Origin of the sequence: Thiopseudomonas denitrificans (genome assembly GCF_002866065.1) — a bacterium.
Taxonomy (GTDB): domain Bacteria; phylum Pseudomonadota; class Gammaproteobacteria; order Pseudomonadales; family Pseudomonadaceae; genus Thiopseudomonas; species Thiopseudomonas denitrificans.
In genome coordinates this window covers 134411-158484 of sequence record NZ_LNJZ01000005.1, presented here as the reverse complement: position 1 = coordinate 158484, position 24074 = coordinate 134411, and the positions used below count along the sequence as shown (strand labels likewise).

The 24074-nt window shown below is 59.1% G+C and carries 19 protein-coding genes; 13 read left to right on the top strand and 6 right to left on the bottom strand.

The features are described 5' to 3' along the window. The gene (locus AR306_RS04050; RefSeq protein ID WP_101496277.1) at positions 1 to 468 is read left to right on the top strand and encodes a peroxiredoxin; all 468 of its coding nucleotides are present in this window, start codon (positions 1 to 3) and stop codon (positions 466 to 468) included. A gap of 132 nt (positions 469 to 600) precedes the next feature. Here the strand turns inward: AR306_RS04050 and AR306_RS04045 are convergent, their stop codons facing one another. Continuing rightward, the gene (locus AR306_RS04045; protein ID WP_101496276.1) at positions 601 to 840 is read right to left on the bottom strand and encodes a sulfurtransferase TusA family protein; all 240 of its coding nucleotides are present in this window, start codon (positions 838 to 840) and stop codon (positions 601 to 603) included. A gap of 177 nt (positions 841 to 1017) precedes the next feature. On the opposite strand from AR306_RS04045, the gene AR306_RS04040 reads away from it, so the two are divergent. After that, positions 1018 to 2463 carry a M48 family metalloprotease gene (locus AR306_RS04040; RefSeq protein ID WP_101496275.1) on the top strand — a complete coding sequence of 482 codons (1446 nt, stop codon included), beginning with the start codon at positions 1018 to 1020 and terminating at the stop codon, positions 2461 to 2463. Between the two features lie 233 nt (positions 2464 to 2696). Here AR306_RS04040 and AR306_RS04035 read toward each other — a convergent pair whose 3' ends face one another. Both AR306_RS04035 and ybaK read right to left on the bottom strand, forming a co-directional pair. Beyond that, complete coding sequence (locus AR306_RS04035) at positions 2697 to 4346, bottom strand: HAMP domain-containing methyl-accepting chemotaxis protein (protein ID WP_101496274.1); 1650 nt, start codon at positions 4344 to 4346, stop codon at positions 2697 to 2699. Between the two features lie 116 nt (positions 4347 to 4462). Further along, positions 4463 to 4936, bottom strand: coding sequence for a Cys-tRNA(Pro) deacylase (gene ybaK, locus AR306_RS04030; RefSeq protein ID WP_101496273.1), 474 nt, complete (start codon positions 4934 to 4936; stop codon positions 4463 to 4465). Between the two features lie 278 nt (positions 4937 to 5214). On the opposite strand from ybaK, the gene AR306_RS04025 reads away from it, so the two are divergent. The 8 genes from AR306_RS04025 (at position 5215) to AR306_RS03990 (ending at position 17291) form a co-directional block, all read left to right on the top strand. Next, the gene (locus AR306_RS04025) at positions 5215 to 6357 is read left to right on the top strand and encodes an efflux RND transporter periplasmic adaptor subunit (RefSeq protein WP_407071177.1); all 1143 of its coding nucleotides are present in this window, start codon (positions 5215 to 5217) and stop codon (positions 6355 to 6357) included. 18 nt (positions 6358 to 6375) lie between these two features. Next, positions 6376 to 9507, top strand: coding sequence for an efflux RND transporter permease subunit (locus tag AR306_RS04020; protein ID WP_101496272.1), 3132 nt, complete (start codon positions 6376 to 6378; stop codon positions 9505 to 9507). Beyond that, positions 9504 to 10907 (top strand): efflux transporter outer membrane subunit, encoded by a 1404-nt coding sequence (locus AR306_RS04015; protein ID WP_101496271.1) that lies wholly within the window; start codon positions 9504 to 9506, stop codon positions 10905 to 10907. The genes AR306_RS04020 and AR306_RS04015 overlap by 4 nt, the downstream gene beginning before the upstream one ends. A 241-nt stretch (positions 10908 to 11148) precedes the next feature. Beyond that, complete coding sequence (locus AR306_RS04010) at positions 11149 to 12705, top strand: cytochrome ubiquinol oxidase subunit I (protein ID WP_101496270.1); 1557 nt, start codon at positions 11149 to 11151, stop codon at positions 12703 to 12705. Beyond that, complete coding sequence (cydB, locus tag AR306_RS04005; protein ID WP_166627840.1) at positions 12705 to 13844, top strand: cytochrome d ubiquinol oxidase subunit II; 1140 nt, start codon at positions 12705 to 12707, stop codon at positions 13842 to 13844. The genes AR306_RS04010 and cydB overlap by 1 nt, the downstream gene beginning before the upstream one ends. Positions 13845 to 13854: 10 nt before the next feature. Then, positions 13855 to 13968, top strand: a complete 114-nt coding sequence (gene cydX / locus AR306_RS04000) for a cytochrome bd-I oxidase subunit CydX (protein ID WP_101496268.1) — start codon at positions 13855 to 13857, stop codon at positions 13966 to 13968. After that, entirely contained in the window at positions 13946 to 15667 is a 1722-nt protein-coding gene (gene cydD / locus AR306_RS03995) for a thiol reductant ABC exporter subunit CydD (protein ID WP_206167959.1), read from the top strand. Before cydX ends, cydD begins: the two co-directional genes overlap by 23 nt. After that, the gene (locus AR306_RS03990) at positions 15660 to 17291 is read left to right on the top strand and encodes an amino acid ABC transporter ATP-binding/permease protein (RefSeq protein ID WP_101496266.1); all 1632 of its coding nucleotides are present in this window, start codon (positions 15660 to 15662) and stop codon (positions 17289 to 17291) included. The genes cydD and AR306_RS03990 overlap by 8 nt, the downstream gene beginning before the upstream one ends. Positions 17292 to 17361: 70 nt before the next feature. On the opposite strand, the gene AR306_RS03985 is transcribed toward AR306_RS03990, so the two are convergent. Further along, positions 17362 to 18282 (bottom strand): bestrophin family protein, encoded by a 921-nt coding sequence (locus AR306_RS03985; protein WP_101496265.1) that lies wholly within the window; start codon positions 18280 to 18282, stop codon positions 17362 to 17364. A 20-nt stretch (positions 18283 to 18302) separates the two neighbouring features. Next, positions 18303 to 18695, bottom strand: a complete 393-nt coding sequence (gene gloA, locus AR306_RS03980; protein ID WP_101496264.1) for a lactoylglutathione lyase — start codon at positions 18693 to 18695, stop codon at positions 18303 to 18305. 217 nt (positions 18696 to 18912) lie between these two features. On the opposite strand from gloA, the gene AR306_RS03975 reads away from it, so the two are divergent. From AR306_RS03975 to AR306_RS03965, 3 genes are all read left to right on the top strand, one after another. After that, positions 18913 to 19926, top strand: a complete 1014-nt coding sequence (locus tag AR306_RS03975; protein ID WP_101496263.1) for a macro domain-containing protein — start codon at positions 18913 to 18915, stop codon at positions 19924 to 19926. A gap of 76 nt (positions 19927 to 20002) precedes the next feature. After that, positions 20003 to 20644 (top strand): vWA domain-containing protein, encoded by a 642-nt coding sequence (locus AR306_RS03970; protein WP_101496262.1) that lies wholly within the window; start codon positions 20003 to 20005, stop codon positions 20642 to 20644. 191 nt (positions 20645 to 20835) lie between these two features. Continuing rightward, positions 20836 to 22683, top strand: coding sequence for a DEAD/DEAH box helicase (locus AR306_RS03965; RefSeq protein ID WP_101496261.1), 1848 nt, complete (start codon positions 20836 to 20838; stop codon positions 22681 to 22683). Between the two features lie 121 nt (positions 22684 to 22804). Here the strand turns inward: AR306_RS03965 and AR306_RS03960 are convergent, their stop codons facing one another. Beyond that, a complete protein-coding gene (locus AR306_RS03960) occupies positions 22805 to 24019 on the bottom strand; it encodes an argininosuccinate synthase (RefSeq protein ID WP_101496260.1) in 1215 nt (404 codons plus the stop codon). Positions 24020 to 24074 lie beyond the last annotated feature (55 nt).

The window sequence follows — 24074 nt, the reverse complement described above, 5'->3', positions numbered from 1 at the left end:
ATGACAGAATCGATCCAGATCCAGGATTTCACCGCCCGGGCCACTGGTGGCCAGGAAGTATCACTTGCCGGCCTGCGCGGACAACAAGTGGTGATTTATTTCTACCCCAAAGACAACACTCCGGGCTGCACCACCGAAGGACAAGAGTTCCGCGATGCCTTCCCGCTGTTCGCTGCCGCCAACACAGTCATTTTCGGCGTGTCACGCGACAGTCTGCGCACCCACGAAAACTTCAAGGCCAAACATGGTTTCCCGTTCGAGCTGATCAGCGATCCGGACGAGGAACTGTGCAGGCTGTTCGACGTGATCAAACTGAAAAAGCTGTATGGCAAGGAACACATGGGGATCGAGCGCAGCACCTTCCTGTTTGACGCCGAAGGCCAGCTGCAACGCAGCTGGCGCAAGGTGAAGGTTGATGGTCATATCGCCGAGGTGCTGGCTGCCGCACAGGAGCTGCAGCAGAAGTAAGCCCGAATGCCAGCACTGCAGCAGCCTGCAGCCCTGCGGGTTGTTGCGGGCCCATTCAGCCAGGCCGGGCATATTCGGTCACCGACTACCCCGGCACTGCCGTCCGCCCCCAAAAAATCTTTCCGCCACCGGCTAGGACTTTCGGATCAAGTAGACAAAAACACCTTCCGCTGTCTGCTCCTGATGCAGCAAACAGTGGCCGGCCAGCTGGCAAAAACTGGCTATATCGCGTTGCGAGCCGGCGTCGGTCGCCAGCACCTGCAATACCTGTTCCGCCTGCATGCCGTTAAGCGCCAGTTTGGCCTTCAGCAAAGGCATGGGACAGAGCAACCCCCGCGCATCGACCCGTTCGTCATACTGCATTGCAATCATCCCCCTGAATGTTTTTCCATTTCCGTAGTCTCATGAGCATCGCTGCCAGCCGGATCGCCCAACCCCCGCACAAGCGAATAACGGTCTCCACAGTTTCCCTATACACTGCTTTCCGGCTACAGTTCCAGCGGACCGGTATACACCAGTCGGCACCGGCATACAATCAACGAGTCTGTCATGAAAAAACTGCACCCTCCACTGCTGGCCCTGGCCCTGCTGCTTGCCGCCCCCGTACCGGCATTCGAACTGCCCTCACTGGGTGACAGCAGTTCGTCGATCGTGTCACTGGAGCAGGAGCACCGGCTCGGCCGGGCCTGGCTCAGCATCTTGCGTGGCCAGGTACGCCAGCTGTCCGACCCGTTGCTCAAGGATTACGTCGAGCGCAGCGTATACAAACTGGCCGAAACCAGCCAGCTGCAAGAGCGCCGCCTCGAGTTTGTCATTCTGGCCAGCCCGCAGCTGAATGCCTTTGCCGCACCCGGCGGCATCATCGGCGTCAACGGCGGCCTGTTGCTGCACGCCCAGACCGAAGCCGAATATGCCTCGGTCATGGCACACGAACTGGCGCACTTGTCACAACGCCATTTTGCCCGCGGGCTGGAAGCGCAAAAACGCCTGCAGGTGCCCATGCTGGCCGGCATGCTGGCCGGTGTGGTCGCTGCCGCAGCCGGCGCTGGTGACCTCGGCATTGCCGCCATTACTGCCAGCCAGGCCGCCGCCTTTCAGGAACAGCAACGCTTTTCCCGGCAAAATGAACAGGAAGCGGACCGGCTGGGCATTCAAAACCTGATTCGCGCCGGTTACGACCCCATGGCCATGCCCGCCATGTTCGAGCGCTTGCTGCGCCAGTACCGCTACGACCGCATGCCGCCCGAATTCCTCATGACCCACCCGGTGACCGAGTCACGCGTTGCCGACACCCGAAACCGCGCCGAACAGCTGCTCAAGCGCTCCACCAGCCCCGGCAGAACCGACTCCCTCACCTATCAACTGCTGCGTTCGCGCCTGCAACTGACATTTGAGGACACACCCGGCATGGCCCTGAAGCGCTTTCGTGCCGAAGTCGAACAAGATCCCGCCAGCGAGCCGGCCCGCTACGGACTGGGACTGGCCCTGATCCGCGCCCGGCAGTTTGATGAAGCCCGGCAAACTCTGGATACCCTGGCAGCAGCGGCACCGGACAACCTGTTTTATACCCTGGCCCTGATTGATCTCGATATCAGTCGGCAGCAGCTGGACAAGGCCGGGCAAAAGCTGGAGCAGGCACTGCAGAGCCACCCCTCCAGCTATCCGCTCAGGGCTGCCCGTGCCGACCTGCTCAGCCGCCAGCAACGGCACAGCGAAGCCGAGCAGCAACTTGAGCAGCTGCTGAAAGAGCGGCCCAACGATCCGGATCTGTGGTATGACCTCGCCGAAGTACGCGGACAGGTCAATAATATCATCGGCCTGCACCAGGCCCGCGCCGAGTTCTTTGCCCGCGTCGGCGATTACGGACAGGCCATCGAGCAGCTGGGCCACGCCAAGCGCCGCGCCAGCAACAATTACCCGCTGGCAGCCCGCATCGATGCTCGCCAGCTCGAATTGATGAACGAAGAGAAAGCCATCAAGGAGATGCTGAACTGAGCAAGGTGCGCACTTTTTCAGGGACAAGCCCCCTTCGCACAGTTTTTTACACCAGCTCCCTGTAGGTGCGAATTTATTCGCACAACTGCCACTGCCTCATCAGAATGGCGATATTTTGTCCGAATAAATCCGGATCTGCATTTGTCCCCGGACAACCCGCTCAGCACTCAAAATAATCCCCCATAAAAAAGCCCCTGCTTGATCAAGCAGGGGCTTTTTCACAGCAGCTGGCATCAGGTACGGAAGCGGCCAACCAGGCTCTGCAGCTCAATGGCCAGATGCGCCACTTCCTGGCTCGCACTGGTGGTCTGCACTGCTCCCTCCGTGGTTTCTGCAGTCAGGTCATTGATAGCGGTAATCGAGCGGCTGATTTCCTCGCTGACGGCACTCTGCTCTTCAGCGGCACTGGCAATCTGGGCCCCCATATCATTGATGACGCCGATCGAACGCACAATCGACTCCAGGCTGGCCGTCGTTTTCAACGTTTGCTCGACACCGGTATGCGCCTGGTTACGCCCGTCCTCCATGGCGGCAACCGCCTGGCTGGCACCACTTTGCAGGCGTGCAATCATGTCGTTGATTTCTTCGGTTGACTGCTGGGTGCGCGATGCCAGGCTGCGCACCTCGTCCGCCACCACCGCGAAACCGCGACCGGCATCACCAGCCCGTGCCGCCTCAATGGCCGCGTTCAGCGCCAGCAAGTTGGTCTGCTCAGCAATGCTGCGAATCACGTCCAGCACGCCACCAATCTCCTCGCTGTCGCGCGCCAGGCGCTCGATCACTCCGGTTGCGTGCTCAACCGAACCGGCCAGACGCTCGATGGCGGCAATGGTCTGCTCGGCCTCTGCGTGGCCAGTGGCAGCTTCCTGGTCGGCATGACGGGCTGCCTCGGCAGCCTGGCTGGCGCTCTGCGCAACCTCGTGCGCGGTTGCATGCATCTCGTGCATGGCGGTCGCCACCTGCGCGATTTCATTTTGCTGCTTGCGAATGCTCTCCCCGGTATGCCCGGTCACCACCGAGGTTTCCTCACTGGCCGCCGCCAGCTGCTGGGTCGCCCGGCTGACTTCATTCAGTGCCTCGCCGAAACGCTCGCCCATATGGTTGAAAGCCTCGGCAACCTGGCGCAGCTCATCACTGCTGTGATACTCCACCCGGATCCTGGTATCACCGGCAGCCATCTTGCCGCTGGCATCCCGCAACAGCCTGACGGCTTGCCGGATGCTGGCAATGATCCGCACCGCAACCAGCACCAGCACCACTGTCCCCGCCACCAGTAGCACGGCAAACAGTTTCAAAATCTGGTTGTAGTCCCGCTCGGACTGCAGGTACAGCTGCTCGGCATGCTCCAGCATGGCCTCCTGGAACGCATTCATCTGTTTGCGCACTTCGGCCAGCTGCGGGTTGACCTTGAGCAACAGCTCCCTGTTGGACTGGAAAAACTCGCCCTGCCTCGCCAGCTGGAACACCGGATCAACCGTATTGGCACTGTAGTCTCTGACCAGGTCCCGCAACTGCTCATATTGTTGCCGGTATCCGGCAGGCAACTCAATGGCATCAAATCGCCCCCATAGCCCGTCATTATCCTGTTGGCAGCGCATAATCGCATCGAAATGCTGCTGGGTCGGGTGGTTATGCAATGCGAGGAACTCGGACGTCGGCGAATGCTGCATGACTAACAACAACTCGGTCCGGCAGTCGTTGAGGTTGGTGTGCACCCGCTCCAGCAGCGTGATGGGCACCATGTTTTCCTGGTAGATGCGATCAAGGTTGGCATTCACCTTGCCTACCGCAATCAGGCCGGTACCACCCAGCGCTGCAAACAGTCCGAGGGAAATGCACATCATCAGGATCAGGCGGGCCTGAAATGAAAGCCGGTTCAGCATGGAATACTCCTTTGTCTGGCAGGTACGGCAACAACACAGCGAAAATCGGCATTGCCCGGGATACGGACAAGCAGTTTACATGCCAACGTAAACTATAAAATATTTTTCATGAGCCATCATTCTGATGCCGTCAGCGGAACAAACCCCGCCCCCAGCAACTGTTTCAACAACGCCGGCGCCAGCTCGATCTCCAGGCCACGCCGTCCGGCGCTGACATACAAACTGGGAAAGGCATCGGCAGACTGGTCAACAAATGCCCGCAAACGCTTTTTCTGGCCTAGCGGACTGACCCCGCCCAGTACATAACCGGTGGCCCGCTCAACCATCGCCGGCTGCGCCATCACCACTTTTTTGACGCCGGCGGCGGCAGCCAGCTTTTTCAGGCTCAGGGTATTGCACACTGGCACCATGGCAACCAGCAGTTCTCCTGTATCGGCCTGCACCACCAGGGTCTTAAACACTCTTTGCGCGTCCAGGCCAAGTTTGTCTGCCGCTTCCAGGCCATAGGATGTCGCGGCCGGGTCATGGGTATAGCTGTGCAGCTGAAACGGCTGCTTGTTACGCTTGAGCAAAGCCACTGCTGGGGTCATCACGGTCTCCATCCGGCAAGTAAACAGGCAAGAAATTTACAGGCTTTTCTTAACAACATACAGGATTGTATGTATATTATCCGCCTTGTCTCCAACAATACGACAAACCACGACAGTCCGCTTGCCTGCTGCTAGACTGGACCCGCTTTCCAGGGCATCAACGGACCCGTGTCTGCTGTTCCGGCATTTCCACACCCTATCCGGAGTGATAGCCCCGCAGCTACGGAAAAGTCCTTGTCTGGCCACTTGCATTCGAATCATTCAGGAATTTCATACTTATGAACGGTCCCTTTACCCGGGTAGCAGCCTTTTCGCTGACTTTGCTGGGTGCTGCCATGCTCACCGCCTGCGACACCACCGAACAACCACAACAACAAGGCAGCCAGCCCCCGCCCAGGGTCGGTATCGTCACCCTGGAAGCCAGACCCTTTACCCTGACCAGTGAACTGCCCGGCCGCACGGCCGCCTACCGGATTGCCGAAGTGCGCCCCCAGGTCAGCGGCATCATCCAGAAGCGCCTGTTTGCCGAAGGCAGCGAGGTCAAGGCCGGCCAGCAGCTGTACCAGATTGACCCGGCCACCTATCAGGCCACCCTGAAAAGCGCCGAGGCCAGCCACCTGGCCGCTGATACCCTGGCCAAACGCTACAAGGCACTGGTCAGCGAGAAGGCTGTCAGCCAACAGCAATATGACGATGCCAATGCTGCCCGCCTGCAGGCCGAGGCTGCGCTGGAACAAGCCCGCATCAACGTCAGGTACACCAAGGTGCTGGCCCCGATTGATGGCCGCATCGGCCGCTCCCGCGTGACCGAGGGAGCACTGGTCAGCAACGGTCAGGCCCAGGAGCTGGCAGTGATCCAGCAACTCGATCCGATCTACGTCGATGTCACCCAGTCCGCCGCCGACCTGCTGCGCCTGCGCCGCGACCTGGCCGAAGGTCGCCTGGAAAAGGCCGGTGACAATGCCGCCCAGGCCAGCCTGCGTCTGGAAGACGGCAGCGACTACCCGCACCAGGGCACCCTTGAGTTTTCCGAGGTCTCGGTCGAGGCCAGCACCGGCACCGTGACCCTGCGTGCGGTATTCCCCAACCCTGAAGGTGTACTGCTGCCCGGCATGTTCGTACAGGCCAGCCTGATCAGCGGCGTCAACCAGAGTGCGATCCTGGCTCCCCAGCAGGGTGTTGCCCGCAATGCCAAGGGCCAGCCCACCGCCATGGTGGTCAACGCCGACAACCAGGTGGAGCCGCGCACCCTCAAGGCCGAACGTACTGTCGGCAGCTACTGGTTGATCAACGAGGGCCTGAACGCAGGCGACCGACTGATCACTGAAGGCCTGCAGTGGATTCAGCCGGGCATTACGGTTGACCCTCATCCGGCACAAAACATCAGCCAGGACCCTGCCGTCCAAACCCCGGCCCAATAACCAGCAACGAGCAAACCCATGTCCAGATTTTTCATTGACCGTCCCATCTTTGCCTGGGTATTGGCATTGGTGGTCATGCTGGTTGGCGGCTTGGCCATTCTCAAGCTGCCGGTCAACCAGTATCCCAGCATTGCGCCGCCCACAGTCGGCATCAGCGTGTCCTACCGTGGCGCCTCGGCAAAAACCGTGCAGGACACCGTGGTCCAGGTGATCGAACAGCAGATGAACGGCCTTGACGGTCTGCGCTATATTTCATCGGAAAGCAACTCAGATGGCAGCATGTCGATCAGCGTCACCTTCGAGCCGGATGTCGACCCCGACATCGCCCAGGTGCAGGTGCAGAACAAGCTGCAGCTGGCCACCCCGATGCTGCCGCAGGAAGTGCAACAGCAGGGCATCCGCGTTACCAAATCGGCACGTAACTTCCTGATGGTACTGGCCTTTGTTTCCGAAGATGGCAGCATGGACCGGAACGACATTTCCGACTATGTGTACTCCAACGTGCAGGACCCGATTTCACGTACCTCGGGCGTGGGCGACTTCCAGATCTTCGGTGCCCAGTACTCGATGCGCATCTGGCTCGACCCGGCGCGCCTGAACAATTTCAACCTGACTCCGGTTGATGTGGCGACGGCGATTCGTGCACAAAACGTGCAGGTATCCTCCGGCCAGTTCGGCGGCCTGCCGGCCAGCCCGGGCCAGCAATTGTCCGCCACCATCATCGGCAAGACCCGTCTGCAGACACCTGAGCAGTTCGGCAACATCCTGCTCAAGGTGCACGAGGACGGTGCCCAGGTTCGCCTGAAGGATGTGGCAAAAGTCGAACTGGGTGGCGAAAACTACGCCATCAGTGCCGAATACAATGGCATGCCTGCAACCGGTCTGGGTATCAAGCTGGCATCCAACGCCAACGCACTGGATACCGCCAAGGCGGTACGTGCCACCATTGCCGAGCTGGAGCCTTTCTTTCCGCCCGGCATGAAAGTGGTTTACCCCTATGACACCACACCGGTCATCTCCGCCTCGATCAAGGGCGTGGTGGTTACCCTGGCCGAAGCCTTTCTGCTGGTGTTCCTGGTGATGTACCTGTTCCTGCAGAACCTGCGCGTTACACTGATTCCTGCGCTGGCGGTGCCCGTAGTCATTCTCGGTACCTTTGCCGTACTCTCGGCTTTTGGCTACAGCATCAATACCCTGACCATGTTCGCCATGGTACTGGCCATCGGCCTGCTGGTGGATGATGCCATCGTGGTGGTGGAAAACGTCGAACGGGTAATGGAAGAAGATGGTCTGTCGCCACTGGAAGCTACCCGCAAGTCCATGGACCAGATCCAGGGTGCGCTGGTCGGTATCGGCATGGTGCTGTCGGCGGTATTCGTTCCTATGGCCTTCTTTGATGGTTCCGTTGGCCAGATCTACCGTCAGTTCTCGGTCACCATTGTTGCTGCCATGGTGCTGTCGGTGCTGGTTGCGCTGATTTTCACTCCGGCACTCTGTGCCACCATGCTCAAGCCGATTCCCAAGGGTGGCAACATCCAGAAGCGCGGTTTCTTCGGCTGGTTCAACCGCAGCTTCAACGCTACCACCCTGAGTTATGAGCGGGGTGTTGGCCATGTCATCCGCAACAAGATTCCCTATTTGCTGATGTATCTGGCCATACTGGCAGTCATGGTTTTCATGTTTACCCGCATTCCCAGTACCTTCCTGCCGGATGAAGACCAGGGCGTACTCTTTGCCCAGATCCAGACACCACCTGGTTCCAGCTTTGAGCGCACCTATGCCGTATCCACCGGCATGCGCGAATATCTGCTCAATGAAGAATCGGATACCGTGCGCTCAGTGTTCATGATCAACGGTTTCAACTTTGCCGGTCGTGGCCAGAACTCGGCCATGGCTTTCATCGGCCTGCATGACTGGAGTCAACGCACCAAGCCGGGGCAAGACGTGTTTTCCCTGTCGCAGCGCGCCCAGATGCGCTTCTTCGGCTTCCGTGATGCCATGGCCTTCGCCTTTGCACCACCTGCCGTGATGGAGCTGGGTAACGCCAGTGGTTTCAACTTCTTCCTGCAGGACCGCGCCAGCGTCGGTCACGAAGTGTTGAGCCAGGCCCGCGACAAGTTCCTGCAACTGGCCAATCAGGACCCGCGCCTGTTCCAGGTACGCCAGAACGGCCTGAACGATGAAGCCCAGTATCAGCTGCTGATCGATGACGAAAAGGCCAGTGCCATGGGCATCAGCCTGAGTGACATCGACCAGACATTGTCGATTGCCTGGGGCAGCAGCTACGTCAACGACTTCATCGACCGCGGTCGTGTGAAAAAGGTCATGCTGCAGGGTCAGGCAGACTCGCGCATGAACCCCGAAGACCTGAACAAATGGTATGTGCGCAACAACAAGGGCGAGATGATTCCCTTCTCCAGCTTTGCCAGTGGCGAATGGGTATACGGCCCACCCAAACTGGCACGCTACAACGGTGTGCCCGCCGTGGAAATTCTGGGTGCGGCCGCGCCGGGGCTTAGCTCTGGAGATGCCATGGAGGTAGTCGAGGAAATCATGCAGCAGATGCCCGACGGTATCGGCATGTCGTGGACCGGCCTGTCATACGAAGAACGTCTTTCAGGTGACCAGGCCATCTGGCTTATCGTAATTTCCAGTGTTGTCGTATTCCTCAGCCTTGCTGCGCTATATGAAAGCTGGTCAGTACCCTTTGCAGTCATGCTGGTAGTACCGCTGGGAATTATCGGTGCCTTGCTGGCCACCTATGGCCGCGGTTTGTCCAATGACACCTATTTTCTGATCGGCCTGCTGACCACCATTGGTCTGTCGGCACGTAACGCCATCCTGATTGTGGAGTTCGCCAAGTCGTTGTACGAGTCCGGCATGGGGCTGGCCGAAGCCACTCTGGAAGCCTGTCGTATCCGTTTCCGCCCCATCATCATGACATCGCTGGCATTTGTGCTTGGCGTGACTCCGCTGGCCATTTCCACCGGCGCCGGTGCCGGCAGCAAACACGCCATTGGTACCGGAGTAATCGGCGGCATGCTGACCGCAATGGTGCTGGCCGTATTCTTTGTACCCTTCTTCTATGTGGCGATTACCGCCCTGTTTAGCGACAAGAAGAAAACCGCCAGCCAGGAGACCGACCAATGAAGTACAACCTCTTGACCCTGGCCATGCTGGCCGGCCTGACCGGTTGCTCGATGATTCCCCAATATCAGCAACCGGTCGCGCCCTATGCGGCCAGCTGGGAACAGCAGGCCGCCAGCAGTGCACAGGTACCTGAATGGCAACTGTTCTTCCGTGACAACAACCTGCAACAGCTGATCCGTACCGCACTGGAACACAACCGCGACCTGCGCGTGGCCGCACTGAATGCAGAAGCCTTCCGAGCCCAGTACCGCATCCAGCGCAGCGAGCTGTTCCCGTCAATCGATGCCAGCGGTGCCGGAACGCACCAGCGGGTGCCACGCAAGGTATCGCAAACCGGTGATGCCCAGACCACGCACCAGTATTCTGCGGCGGTCGGCATGAACGCCTGGGAGCTGGATTTCTTCGGCCGCATCCGCAGCCTGAAGGACCAGGCCCTGCAAAACTACTTTGCCAGCGCCCAGGCCCAGCGCAGCGCCGAGCTGAGCCTGGTAGCCAATGTGGCGACTGCATGGTTCACCCTGCAGGCCGATCAGGCCTCACTGCAGCTGGCCGAAGCCACCCTGCAAACCTACGAGGACAGCCAGCGCCTGACCGAGCTGAGCCACGATGCCGGCATCGCCTCTGCGCTGGAGCTGCAACAGTCCCGCACCGCGACAGACGGTGCCCGGGTGACGCTGGCACAAAACCAGCGCCAGCTGGCCCAGAGCCGTAACGCCCTGCAGCTGGTACTGGGTGCCCCCCTGCCCGACCAGCTGGCCCCATCCGGCAAGCTGGACAACCACAGCCTGGCCGACTTGCCGGTGTTGCTGCCGTCAGAGCTGCTGCAACGCCGCCCGGACATCATGCAGGCCGAACACCAGCTGCAGGCAGCCAATGCCAATATCGGCGCAGCACGCGCGGCCTTCTTCCCCAGCATCAGCCTGACCGCTACCGCGGGCAGCCTGAGCGGCGAGTTGTCCGACCTGTTCGGCTCGGGCACCGGTACCTGGCTGTTCCAGCCGCAGATCAACCTGCCGATCTTCAACAGCGGCCGCCTGAAAGCCAATCTGGAATACAGCGAAATCCAGAAAGACATTCATGTTGCCCAGTATGAAAAAGCCATCCAGACCGCCTTCCAGGAAGTCGCCGATGGCCTGGTGGCACGCAAGACCTATGCCGACCAGTTGGCCGCACAGGAACAGCTGCTGGTATCCAGCCAGACCTATCTGGACCTGGCCGACCGCCGCTACCGCGAAGGCATCGACAACCAGCTGACCCTGCTGGATGCCCAGCGGCTCAACTTCAACACCCGCCAGCAGCACATCAACGTGCAGCTGGCCCGACTGGTGAGCGAGGTCAACCTGTTCAAGGCGCTGGGTGGCGGGTTTGACAATGAGGCTGCACCACCACAAGTAAACTAACCTCTAGCCCCCCTAACCAAGCGCACCCACTGGGTGCGCTTGGTCCATCAGTACTTGTCCGCATAGACCTTAACTGTCTCGGTTCCCTCTCCGTGTCAAATCGGCACATGCGACAACCTGCACAATTGACCAAAATCAAGATTCAACCACAATAAGTCCATCGATGTAGACCTTGGGCTAAGCCGTTCCGATTGTATCGCCTCAGCCTTGGCCCGTTGTTATTCACTAACGGAGCACAGCAATGGACCTTATCGAGCTATCCAGATTGCAGTTTGCTTACACTGCAATGATTCACTTCCTGTTTGTCCCGCTCACCATGGGCATGGTGTTTATTCTGGCAATCATGGAGTCGGTCTATGTCATGACCGGCAAACAGATCTACCAGGACATGACCAAATTCTGGGGTAAACTTTTCGGCATCAACTTTGCCCTGGGCGTTACCACCGGGCTGGCGATGGAGTTCCAGTTTGGTACCAACTGGTCCTATTATTCGCACTACGTGGGAGACATCTTTGGTGCGCCGCTAGCCATTGAAGCCTTGATGGCTTTCTTCCTGGAGTCCACCCTGGTGGGCCTGTTCTTCTTCGGCTGGGACCGCATGACCAAGAACAAGCACCTCGCTGTCACTTGGCTGATGGCGCTGGGCACCAACCTGTCGGCACTCTGGATTCTGGTCGCCAACGGCTGGATGCAGTTCCCGATTGGCTCGGAGTTCAACGTGGACACCATGCGCATGGAGCTGACCAACTTTGCCGAGGTGGTGTTTAGCCCGGTCGCCCAGGTCAAGTTTGTGCACACGGTTTCTGCCGGTTATGTCACTGCAGCCATCTTTGTACTGGCCATTTCCAGCTGGTATCTGCTCAAGGGACGTGACATTCCCTTTGCCCGTCGCAGCTTTGCCATTGCCGCCGTGTTTGGTCTGGCTAGCTCACTGTCCGTGATCATTCTGGGCGACGAGTCCGGCTACGAAATGGGTGACGTACAGAAAGTCAAACTGGCCGCCATTGAGGCCGAGTGGCACACCGAGCCACCGCCCGCCGCCTTCACCCTGATTGGCCTGCCCAACCAGGAAACCGAAACCACCGACTATGCCATCAAGATCCCTGCCGTGATGGGACTGATCGCGACCCGCTCCTTCGACCAGCCTGTTACCGGTCTGGTCGACCTGAAAGAACAGCACCGTGAACGCATGCTCAATGGCCGCGAAGCCAGCAGCCTGATGCAGCAGATTCGTGCTGGCGACAAAAGCCCGGCCACCCGCGCCCGCTTTGAAGCCATTCTGGACGATCTGGGCTATGGCCTGCTGCTGTCCGCCTATGCCGCAGACCCGATGAACCCGACCGAAGCCGAGCTGCAAGCCGCTGTCGATGCGTCCATCCCCAAAGTCTGGCCGCTGTTCTGGAGCTTCCGCATCATGGTGGCCGCCGGCTTTACCATGCTGTTACTGTTTGCCCTGGCCAGCTGGCATGTGGCCAAACGTACCGAAAACAAACCCCGCTGGCTGCTGCGCTTTGCCCTGTTCTCGCTGCCCCTGCCATGGATTGCCTGTGAAATGGGCTGGTTTGTAGCCGAATATGGCCGTCAACCCTGGGCGATTGGTGAAATTTTGCCGACCGACCTAGCTGTCTCCCAGTTGACCGAGGGGGATGTCTTGCTGACGCTGGGCAGTATTGTGGTGCTGTACAGCATCTTTGTTGCCATCGAAATGTGGCTGATGGTGCGCTACGCGCGCAAAGGGCCATCCAGCCTGCAAACCGGTCGCTACGACCTTGAAACCGGCGCGAGCCAGGAGGCCTGATCATGGATTACGAAGCATTGCGTTTTATATGGTGGGTGCTGATTGGCGTCTTGCTGATTGGCTTTGTTGTCACCGACGGCTTTGACATGGGGGTCGCCAGCCTGCTAAAAGTGATTGGCCGCGATAACGAAGAGCGGCGCATCATGATCAATACGGTAGCCCCTCACTGGGACGGCAACCAGGTCTGGCTGATTACCGCAGCCGGAGCCCTGTTTGCCGCCTGGCCAACCGTCTACGCGGCGGCATTCAGCGGCTTTTACTTTGCCATGATGCTTACGCTGTTTGCCCTGTTCCTGCGCCCGATTGCCTTTGAGTACCGCTCAAAAATTGACAATCAACAGTGGCGCGACCGCTGGGACTGGGCGCTGACCACAGGTTCCACCGTGCCACCGCTGATCATTGGCGTCGCCTTTGGCAACCTGCTGCAGGGCGTTCCCTTCCACTTTGACGACCTGCTGCGCCTTCACTACACCGGCAGCTTCTGGGCACTGCTGAACCCCTTTGCCCTGCTGGTAGGCGTGTTTACCGTCATCATGTTCGTCAACCACGGCGCCACCTGGCTGCAAATGAAAACCGAAGGTGAGCTGCTCAAGCGGGCTGAAAACAGCAGTGCCATTCTTGGCCTGGTTGCCGCTGCGCTGTTTACCCTGGCCGGTATCTGGCTGTGGCTGGGCGTGGACGGTTTCCATGTGGTTGGTGGTCTGGACACCCAGGCGGACAGCACCATCGTCGGCAAACAGGTCGAACAAATTGCCAATGGCTGGTTCATCAACTACCAGCGCTGGCCTCTGACTTGGCTGCTGCCATTGATCGGCATTCTCGGCTTTGCCGGCTCCGCCCTGCTCAGCAAGATGCGCCGTCATGCGCTGGCTTTTGTGGCCTCGGCACTGGCCATTGCCGGTACCATTGTCACCTTTGGTCTGAGCATGTTCCCCTTTATCATGCCGTCCTCCACCCAACCCAACCACAGCTTGACGCTGTGGGACGGTACCGCCAGTGAACTGACACTGCTGATCATGCTGGTGGTGGTGCTGATTTTTGTACCGCTGATTCTGGGCTACACCGCCTGGGGCTACTATGTGATGCGTGGCCGGGTCAGCGTCCAGCACATCCGTGACAACAGCCATTCACTGTATTAAGGAGTTCACCATGTGGTATTTCACCTGGATTCTGGGCGTGCTACTGGCCTGTTCGTTTGGCATCATCAACGCCATGTGGCTGGAACTCAACGGCTATGCCGGTGAAGACAGCGACCCGCAATAACCTGCCATCAGCTGCCCGCCAGCTGCGTCAGCTGCAAGCGCCCCAACAGGGACGCTTGCGCCTGGCGTTGCTGCTGGCACTGGGCAATACCGCGCTACTGATTGGGCAGTACGGCCTGCTGGCCTGGCTGCTCAATCAATGGCTGCAAACCTCCATCAACGATGCATTCATCCCGACAGCGCCGCGTGCGTTGTATTTTGTTTTTATCGCCCTGGCCGCCTGCATGCTGCTGCGACCCGTGCTGCACTATGGCCGTGAACGCCTGTGCGTGCAGGCCAGCCTTGAAATTCGTCGCCAGTTGCGGGACCGGGTACTGCAAAAGCTGGCACGTCCTGCCGCACAACTGGCGCACAGCGACAGCGACGGCGCGCTGACCAGTCGCGTACTGGATCAGGTCGATGCGCTGGATGGCTACCTGCAGCGCTATGTGGTGCAGGCCCAGCTGGCGGTACTGATACCGCTGATGCTGCTGGTCGTCACCACCCCGTTTAGCGGTCTGGCCGCCCTGTTGTTGTTACTGACGGCACCGCTGGTGCCCCTGTTCATGATTATTCTCGGCAAAGCCGCCAGCGCCAGCAGCCGCAAACAACTGCAGGCACTCAGCCGACTGGGCGGACGCTTTCTCGATCTGGTGCGCGGCATGCGCACCCTGCAACACCTGCAAGCCACCGAACAAGCACAGGAGCAAATTGCACAGGCTGCCGAAGGCTACCGGCAGCGCACCATGGCCGTGCTGCGGCTGGCCTTTCTCTCCAGCGCGGTGCTGGAATTTTTTGCCGCGCTGTCCATTGCGCTGGTCGCGGTCTATCTGGGACTGGGCCTGCTGGGCATACTGCCCTGGGCCAAGGCCAGCATCCCCGTCCCCTACACGGGCGCACTATTTATTTTGCTGCTGGCCCCGGAGTTTTACGCCCCGTTACGCCAACTGGGCAATGACTACCACGCCAAGGCCGATGCCGAAGCCGCCATGCAAGAGCTGGCCCCGCTTTTGCAGGATGAAGGCTGGCAACATCAGGGAACTGAGCCGCTGCCCGGTACGCTGCCGGTCAGCATCCAGGCCTGCGATCTGAGCGTACAAAGCACAGATGGCCGCAGCCGGCTGCAACTGCCCAGCCTGCATCTACAGGCCGGCCATAGCCTGCTGATTCAGGGGGCCAGCGGAGCCGGCAAGTCCACACTACTCCAGGTACTGCTCGGCGCACTGCCACATCAGGGCCAACTGCTGGTCAACGGGCATGCATTTGCCCGGCTCGAATTAAACGGCTGGCTCAACGGGCTGGATTATCTGGCCCAACAGCCACGCTTCATCGAAGGCAGTCTGGCCGACAACCTGCGCCTGGCCGCGCCCCAGGCCAGCGAAGCCCGAATGCAGGCGGCCATGGCGCAGGTGGGTCTGGCCGATCTGGTTCAGCAACGGGGGTTGGACTGGCCTCTGGCCGAACGGGGTGCCGGCATGTCCGGTGGCCAGCTCAGCCGCGTAGCGCTGGCACAGCTGCTGCTACGCGACCGCCCCCTGTGGCTGCTGGATGAGCCCACCGCCCATCTGGACCCGGACAGCCGCCGACAGATTCACCAGCTGCTGCACCAGCTCAGTCATGGACGCAGCCTGATTCTGGTCAGCCACAGCAGCGCCGGACTGGACTGGGTTGACCAGCGCCTGCAACTGGGCGCCCCCCAGACGGAGAACAGCCATGCCTGATACAGACATTCGCTTGCGCCAGTTGCTGTCCAGCCGCAAAGGTGCATGGGGGCTGTCCCTGCTGCTGGGCTGGATTACCCTGATTGCCGTACTCGGCTTACTGGCCATTTCCGGCTGGTTCATTACCGCCAGTGCCGCTGCCGGCCTGCTGGTAGCCGGTGCCTACAGCTTTGACTTTTTCCGCCCGGCGGCGCTGATTCGCTTGGCCGCCATCACCCGCACCGCCGGACGCTACGCCGAACGCCTCAGCAGCCATAACGCCGTGCTGGCCCTGCTACAAGACCTGCGCTGCCGCGTCTTTGCCCGGCTGGCCCAGCGCCCGCCCCATGCGCAGCTATCCTCGGCCCGCCAGCAACACCGGCTGGTGGCCGACATCGACCTGCTCGACCGCTTCCCGCTCAGTGTTATTGCTCCATGGCTCTGGGCCAGCAGCATTGTGGTGTTGCTGCTGATGTTTTATTACTGGCTGGCCCCGGCACTGTTTTATGCCGCCTTGGCCGGACTGCTGCCCGGCTGGCTCCTGCTGCCCCTGCTCACCGGCCAGGCCGCTGCCCGGCTGGCCCGCATGGATGCCGACAAGGCCGAAGAACGCCGGGTATTTTTGCTGCACAGCCTGCAATTGCGCATCCCGCTGGTGATCTGGCAGCAGTGGCAATCGCGTCAACAGGACTTTGCCAAACTGGATCACGACTACCTGCAGCATCAGGCCCGCCAGACCACAGCCAGCAGCCGCTTGCTGCTGTGGCAACACTGGGCGCTGGCGGCAGGTTTTCTGCTTATGCTATGGGCGGCCCAACCGCTACTGCTGCAGCACCAGCTGGAACTGCCCTGGCTGGTAGCCGCTTTGCTGGCCTATCTGGGGTTTTATGAAATTGTCGCACCGCTCACAGCAAGCTTTATTGCGCTGGGCTTAAGTCAAGCGGCACGCGACCGCATCAACCCGCTTAATCAGGGCGAAGCTGTCCACACCGCCCCCTTGCCACTGCACAACAGGCCGCTACAGTTGCAACTGCATGACCTGCAGGTGGCCAATGCTGGCACCCAACGTTTTAATCTGGATTTGCAAGCCGGCGACATTCTGGTGATTACCGGCCCGTCAGGCGTGGGTAAAACCAGCCTGCTGGAAACTCTGGCCGGCTATATGCCGCCGTTACAGGGACAACTGCTGCTTAATAGCCAGCAGTACGAACACAGCAGCCTGAACGGTCATCTGGGCTATTTGCCGCAACAGTTTGACCTGTTCAATCTGAGTCTGGCGCAAAACCTGCGCCTGGGCATTCCTGATACAAGCGACGCACAACTCTGGCAGGCCCTGCAGCAGGTGGCACTGGCCGACTGGGCCCGACAGCAACCGCTGCAACTGGACACCCCACTGGGCGAACATGCGGTCGCCGTCTCCGGCGGCCAGGCCAGACGCATAGCCCTGGCTCGCCTGCTGCTGCGTCAACAGCCCATTCTGCTGCTGGATGAGCCCTCTGCCGGACTGGATAGCGCCACTGCGGGGCTTGTACTGCAAGCTGTTTGCCAACATCAGCGAAAAGGAATACTGATTGTGGTTAGCCATGATATCCCAGCCGGGATCAAGCGAACGAACAGGGTACGACAACTGTCGATGCAGAATTGATTCCTATGACACTGGATCTTATGTCACCTGCCCCCGATGTACCTGCTGCAAACCACTTCAGCGAGCCGGGTCAGCTCAGGCGATAGTTCAGCGGCTGCAACGGCTCGGGCGTGGGCAAGCCGAGGGCTTCCAGCATGTTGATTTCCAGCGTGCGTTCGATCGCCAGCAAGGGCAGCTGGTTGGGGCGCTCGCCAAAGGGCTCTTCCAGCTCCTCACTGAGGGCATCCAGCCCGAAAAAGGCATAAGCCACCAGCGCGCTGATGAAAGGCGTTGCCGTGCCCGTGCTGCCGACCAGCCCAAAAGGCAGCAGAAAGCAGAAAATATAGGCCGTGCGATGCACCAGCAGCATGTAGGCAAAGGGTATCGGCGTATTGTGCAGGCGCTCACAGGCAGCCTGGATATCGGCCAGCGCCGTCACCCGTGCCTCAAAGGTTGTCACCAGAATATCCGACAACAGACCGGTACGATGGGCAGTAGCGATTTCCGTACTGAGCATGCGCAACAATGTATCCGCCGGATTGCGCGACTGATACACCACTGCCGCTTCCTGGCCATCCAGCAAATCATCAAGACAGCCCCGTATCTCGGGATGACGCAGCGAACGCAGCAGCACCCTGGAGAACCCCCGCAACAGCAGGATGATCCGGAGGGCACTGGCCTGTTGTTGCGGCGTACCGTCCAGGTAGGAAGTCGCCAGGCGTGCCAGCGAACGTGCCTGCACCAGCAGACTACCGAGCTGCTGGCGGGCCTCCCACCAGCGCGCATAGCTGGCGTTATTGCGAAAGCCCAGCAACAGGGACAGCATCAGGCCCAGAATGCTGAACGGCGCCAGGCTATAGCCCGGCAACCAGCCGGGGAAATAATCCAGCAGGACCAGCCCCACCACGCCCAGCCCGGCAATCAGCAGGATTTGCGGCATCACCCTGGGCAGGATCGAGCCCTGGATGGCCAACAGCAGGGACAGAAAGCCATGGTTGGGGCGAATGATCATCAGCCGGAGCTCCGGAACCGTCAGTCAGCGCGGGCTGGTGACAGCAGTTCGATCTTGTAGCCGTCCGGGTCCTCGACAAAGGCCAGAATGCTGTTGCCGTGCATCATCGGGCCCGGCTCGCGGGTGATCTTGCCGCCGCGGGCACGGATATCCCCACAGGCCTTGTACACATCCGGCACTTCCAGCGCGATATGGCCGTAGCCGTTGCCCAGATCGTAGCTGGTGGTGTCCCAGTTGTGGGTCAGCTCGATCACCGAGTTCTCTGCCTCGTTGCCATAGCCGACAAACGCCAGCGTGAACTTGCCGTCCGGATAATCCTTGCGGCGCAGCAGCTGCATGCCCAGCACCTCGGTGTAGAAAGCAATGGATTTGTCGAGATCGCCGACGCGCAGCATGGTATGAAGAATTCGCATGTTTAACTCCTGTAGCGGTTTTCCCGGCTAGTGTACCGGATACGGGAGGCATCGTGGGCAGCCCGCACCCGGGAACCACGGCAAAACACCAACGGCTTTCACGCCTGCACGCCCGGCACAGGCAAACCTGGACAGTTCTGCTATTCTTGCCCTTTTCAGCATGGAGCGGCTGCACACGGACAGGGCTGCCCGGCAAGAAACCCCAAAGGAGCCCGTCATGCCCTTGCAGATCGTTCGCCAGGACATAACCCGAATGCAGGTTGACGCCATCGTCAATGCCGCCAACCCGCAACTGGCGCAGGGTGGCGGTGTCTGCGGTGCCATTTTTACCGCCGCCGGTGCACCGCAGATGGAACAGGCCTGTGCCGCCCTCGCCCCGATAGCCGTTGGCGAGGCGGTGATCACGCCGGGCTTTGCCCTGCCGGCCCGCCATGTCATCCATACCTCCGGCCCCGTCCACAGCCAGTACAGCCCGCAACGCAGCGAGCAGCTGTTGCGCAGCGCTTACATCAACTCGCTGCAACTGGCACATGAACAGGGTTGCGCCAGCATCGCCTTTCCGCTGATTTCCTCGGGCATCTATGGGTACCCCAAAGAGCAGGCATTGCAAGTGGCTCGTGACAGCATCCTGGAGTTTCTGCAGGCACAGGATGACGAACTGGACGTGTACCTGGTGGTATTCGACAAAAGTGCCTTTCAACTGAGCCAGTCGCTGCTGGGCCGGGTCGCCAGCTATATCGACGAACACCTTGTCGAAGAAATTGAAGATCTGCATGGCCGTTTTGCCCGCTCCAGACAGGTCATCGGGGTTACCGAAGAGCCCGCCAATACCGAGTTTTCCAGATACCCGCGCTATGGATCGAAAGAATGGCCCCAGCCCATGCTGGAGCTGGGCGAGCCCTTTGAGGTGCACCTGCTGCGCCTGATCCGCGAAAAAAACATGACCGAAGTCGAGGTTTACAAGCGGGCCAACATCAGTCGCAAGCTGTTTTCCAAGATTCGCAGCGGCAAGGGCTACGTACCGGGCAAACGCACCATTCTGGCCCTGGCGGTCGCACTGGAGCTGGACCTGGAACAGACCGCTTGCCTGCTCGGCCATGCCGGTTTCGCCCTCGCCAGCAACCAGCGTTTCGACGTCATCATCAAGCACTTCATTGAGCTGCGCAGCTATAACATCTTTGAAATCAACGAGGTGCTATTCCAGTTCGACCAGGCCCTGCTCGGTTGCTGATTTGTCGCCCGGCAAGCGACCTTTGCCGGCACGCAGCCTCCTAGACTTGCCTCACATTCATCAAGGAGGCAACACCATGAACCACTCAACCGAACTGGTCTTCATTCTGGACAAGAGCGGCTCCATGCACGGGCTGCAACAGGACACGCTGGGCGGCTACAACGGCATGCTGGAAAAACAGCGCGAACTCGATGACGAATGCCGCATCACCACCGTGCTCTTCAACCACGAGTCCAGCATCGTCCACGACCGCGCCAACCTTCGCGACGTAAGCCCCATGACGGACGAGCAATATCAGCCCAGCGGCTATACCGCCCTGCTCGATACCATCGGCATGGCCATCAACCGCATCGGTAATGTGCAAAAGAACAGCCCGCCGCAGCAGCGGGCCGGCAAGGTGATGGTGGTCATCATCACCGACGGCCTGGAAAATTCCAGCCGGGAGTTCAGCCTGTCACACATCCGCCGCATGGTAGAGCGCCAGCAGCAGCGTTTTGGCTGGGAGTTCATCTTTCTGGGTGCCAACATCGATGCCATCGATGTCGCTGCCAGCTATGGCATCAGCGCCAAAAACGCCAGCACCTACGTGGCCGACAGCCAGGGGACCGGACTCAACTTCGAAGCGATCAACGAAGCTGTGCAAGACTTCCGCCGGGGCCGAAGCGATTACCATCAGCGACTGGATGCGGTACGCCGGGATCAACGGATGCGGGGGTAACTCCGCACCAACCAGGCAGGCATTTGCTGTATTCGCCTGCCTACTTTCGGCTCCTTGTTCGGCTCCCGACCATACCCTATACTTCAAAACTTTGTATTTACAGCAACTATTCTTTGTGCAAGCGTCTCCCTGCTGCTGAAGCGTCATTGGGTTGACTGACAGGCTTGCGGCAAATTGAAAGGAACACCTGAATGGCAACGTTTTTTCCGGTACGCAGCGCATGCCCTTTTGATACAGACGGCGAACGCAAGCTTGCCGAGCATCTGGATAAAAAACTAAACGATCGTTACTTATGTTGGTTTAACGTTCCTATTGGCCCTAAACGTCTACAGCCAGACTTCATAGTGCTGCATCCTGGGCACGGATTACTGGTTCTTGAAGTGAAAGACTGGAAACCGGACAGCCTGCACAGCCTGACTCAAAATGAAGCAATGCTGTACACAGAAGACGGCCTTGTGCGTGACAAAAATCCGATGGAGCAAGCTCGTCAATATGCCATGGCAGCCAAGGAGCTATTGGAAAAAGATCCATTCCTGCAACAAACCGGTTCTTACGCCGGCAATCTGATCATGCCTTACAGCTGGGGAGTTGTGTTGCCCAATATCACTCGTGCCAAGTTCGATACCCTGAAGCTGGGCCAGGTACTGGAGCCGCGCACGGTTCTCTGCAAGGATGAAATGAGTGCCAGTACCAGCGAGTATTTTGAAGACCGCCTGCTGGGTATGTTTCGTCAATCGTTCCCCTGTAATCTCGGTCAGCAACAAATTGATCGCATCCGCTATCACCTGTACCCCGAGCTGCGTATCAACCCGGAAAGCGGCCAGTTTGGCCTACTCGATGAGGAACAAGCTCCCACACCCAGCCTGATCCAAGTCATGGATCTGCAGCAAGAACAGCTGGCCAGGTCCATGGGCGGCGGCCATCGCGTGATTCATGGCGTGGCTGGCAGCGGGAAAACCATGATTCTGGTTTATCGGGCACGTTATCTGGCCAGCCTGACCGACAAACCGGTTCTAGTCCTGTGCTACAACAAAACACTGGCAAGCCGCCTCGAGCACGTGCTCAAGAAAAATACCCGCGAAAACCAAATCCAGGTGCATCACTTTCATGGTTGGTGCAGCGAGCTGCTTAAAGAAAAAGACATTAAAGTCGGACGTTGTTCTTCAGCGGCCGAATTTATGCAACAGAGTGTAGTGCGCACCATAAAGGCCGTCGAAGAAGGCGAACTGGAGCTTGAACGCTATGGTGCAATACTGATTGACGAAGCCCATGACTTTGAGCCTGAATGGTTCAGCATTGTGTTAGCCATGCTTGAGGCAAAGAACTCAAATCTGCTGGTCCTCTATGACGATGCCCAGTCAATTTACAAGAAAAAATCCGGCTTGGGCTTCACCTTTTCCAGCGTAAAAATCGAAGCCGTTGGCCGCACCACCATTTTGCGTACCAACTACCGAAATACTGCTGAAATTCTCACAGCAGCAAAAAATTGCTCTCTGAGCACACTGCCCGTTAGTGAAGGCAAAGGGGAAGACTATGCGCCCACTCTGGCCCCCAATAGCCTTGGGCGCAACGGCGAGATGCCAGAGCTGCATAACTTTTCATCGACAGAGTCCGAGTGGGGCTATATTGCCAAACGTATTGCCAGGTTGATCGAGCAAGGCCAGAGCCCGGATAGTATTGGCGTACTTGTGCTAAGCACAAAGTCACCTCATATCGATCTGCCGCAACATAGCCTGGCTACATACAAGGTTCCTTTCGTCATAGCCGACGAACAGAAGAAGCGCAACCTATACCAGTACAGTAACCAGCCCAGCGTCAAAATACTCACCATGCACTCAAGCAAGGGGCTGGAGTTCGACCATGTATTTATCGCCGGCCTGAACAAATTCGGTGAATACAAAGCTTTGGACGACGAACAAAAAGCCCGTCTGCTCTACGTTGCCATGACCCGCGCCATCGACACCCTGGTGCTGACTTACCATCAGAATTCGCCCTTCATCCAGCAAATTCAGCAGGCTATACAGCAGTCAGCACACTAAGCCAATTTAGCGCGAACAAATCATACTGCCCCCACCGTTAACGCCAACAAAAAGCCCCGCTGTTTCCAGACGGGGCTTTTTTGTTGCAGCAAACCGCGCCAGACGACGCGGCAAGGCAGGTTTACAGCAGCGAGCGACCCTTGCTGGCGGCAATGCGCAGACGCAGGGCGTTGAGCTTGATGAAGCCGGCAGCATCCTTCTGATCGTAGGCACCTGCATCGTCCTCGAAGGTGGCGACGCTGGCATCGAACAGGGAGTCGTCAGACTTGCGGCCAACCACCATGATGTTGCCCTTGTACAGCTTCAGGCGTACCACGCCGTTGACGCAGGCCTGGGAGGCATCGATCATCTGCTGCAGCATGTGGCGCTCGGGGCTCCACCAGTAGCCGTTGTAGATCATCGCGGCGTACTTGGGCATCAGCTCGTCTTTCAGGTGCATCACTTCACGGTCCAGGGTGATGGACTCGATGGCACGGTGCGCCTTGAGCATGATGGTGCCGCCGGGGGTTTCGTAGCAGCCGCGAGCCTTCATGCCGACGTAGCGGTTTTCGACGATGTCGACACGGCCAATACCGTTGTCGCCACCCACCTTGTTCAGATAGGTCAACACTTCGGCTGGAGTCATATCCTTGCCGTCGATGGCAACGATGTCACCCTGACGGTAGGTCAGCTCAAGGTAGGTCGGGGTGTCGGGGGCGTTTTCCGGAGAAACGCTCCAGCGCCACATTTCTTCTTCGTGCTCGGCCCAGGTGTCTTCCAGCACGCCACCCTCGTAGGAGATGTGCAGCAGGTTGGCGTCCATGGAGTACGGGGACTTCTTGCCGTGGCGCTCGATGGGGATGTTGTGCTTTTCAGCGTAGGCCAGCAGCTTCTCGCGGGACATCAGGTCCCACTCGCGCCATGGCGCAATGACCTTGACGCCGGGCTTGAGCGCGTAAGCACCCAGCTCGAAGCGCACCTGGTCGTTGCCCTTGCCGGTGGCACCGTGGGAGATGGCATCGGCACCGGTTTCGTTGGCGATTTCGATCAGGCGCTTGGCGATCAGCGGACGGGCAATCGAGGTGCCCAGCAGGTACTCGCCTTCGTAGATGGTGTTGGCGCGGAACATGGGGAAAACAAAGTCGCGCACGAACTCTTCACGCAGGTCGTCGATGTAGATTTCCTTGACGCCCAGCGCTTCGGCCTTGGCACGGGCCGGCTCGACCTCCTCGCCCTGACCCAGGTCGGCGGTGAAGGTGACAATCTCGCACTGGTACTGGTCTTGCAACCACTTGAGGATTACTGAGGTATCCAGGCCACCGGAATAGGCCAGAACCACCTTTTTGACATCGGACATGCTTCAACTCCTGGAAGACGGCACAAAGAAAGGGCTTATTCTACCGCTGCCGGCG

Coding starts and splice junctions, on each gene's coding strand:
- AR306_RS03985 (WP_101496265.1), bottom strand. CDS start 18,282: ATGATCATTCGCCCCAACCATGGCTTTCTGTCCCTGCTGTTGGCCATC.
- AR306_RS04045 (WP_101496276.1), bottom strand. CDS start 840: ATGATTGCAATGCAGTATGACGAACGGGTCGATGCGCGGGGGTTGCTC.
- AR306_RS04010 (WP_101496270.1), top strand. CDS start 11,149: ATGGACCTTATCGAGCTATCCAGATTGCAGTTTGCTTACACTGCAATG.
- AR306_RS03960 (WP_101496260.1), bottom strand. CDS start 24,019: ATGTCCGATGTCAAAAAGGTGGTTCTGGCCTATTCCGGTGGCCTGGAT.
- gloA (WP_101496264.1), bottom strand. CDS start 18,695: ATGCGAATTCTTCATACCATGCTGCGCGTCGGCGATCTCGACAAATCC.
- AR306_RS04015 (WP_101496271.1), top strand. CDS start 9,504: ATGAAGTACAACCTCTTGACCCTGGCCATGCTGGCCGGCCTGACCGGT.
- AR306_RS04025 (WP_407071177.1), top strand. CDS start 5,215: ATGAACGGTCCCTTTACCCGGGTAGCAGCCTTTTCGCTGACTTTGCTG.
- cydX (WP_101496268.1), top strand. CDS start 13,855: ATGTGGTATTTCACCTGGATTCTGGGCGTGCTACTGGCCTGTTCGTTT.
- AR306_RS03975 (WP_101496263.1), top strand. CDS start 18,913: ATGCCCTTGCAGATCGTTCGCCAGGACATAACCCGAATGCAGGTTGAC.
- AR306_RS04040 (WP_101496275.1), top strand. CDS start 1,018: ATGAAAAAACTGCACCCTCCACTGCTGGCCCTGGCCCTGCTGCTTGCC.
- ybaK (WP_101496273.1), bottom strand. CDS start 4,936: ATGACCCCAGCAGTGGCTTTGCTCAAGCGTAACAAGCAGCCGTTTCAG.
- AR306_RS03990 (WP_101496266.1), top strand. CDS start 15,660: ATGCCTGATACAGACATTCGCTTGCGCCAGTTGCTGTCCAGCCGCAAA.
- AR306_RS04050 (WP_101496277.1), top strand. CDS start 1: ATGACAGAATCGATCCAGATCCAGGATTTCACCGCCCGGGCCACTGGT.
- AR306_RS03965 (WP_101496261.1), top strand. CDS start 20,836: ATGGCAACGTTTTTTCCGGTACGCAGCGCATGCCCTTTTGATACAGAC.
- AR306_RS04035 (WP_101496274.1), bottom strand. CDS start 4,346: ATGCTGAACCGGCTTTCATTTCAGGCCCGCCTGATCCTGATGATGTGC.
- AR306_RS03970 (WP_101496262.1), top strand. CDS start 20,003: ATGAACCACTCAACCGAACTGGTCTTCATTCTGGACAAGAGCGGCTCC.
- AR306_RS04020 (WP_101496272.1), top strand. CDS start 6,376: ATGTCCAGATTTTTCATTGACCGTCCCATCTTTGCCTGGGTATTGGCA.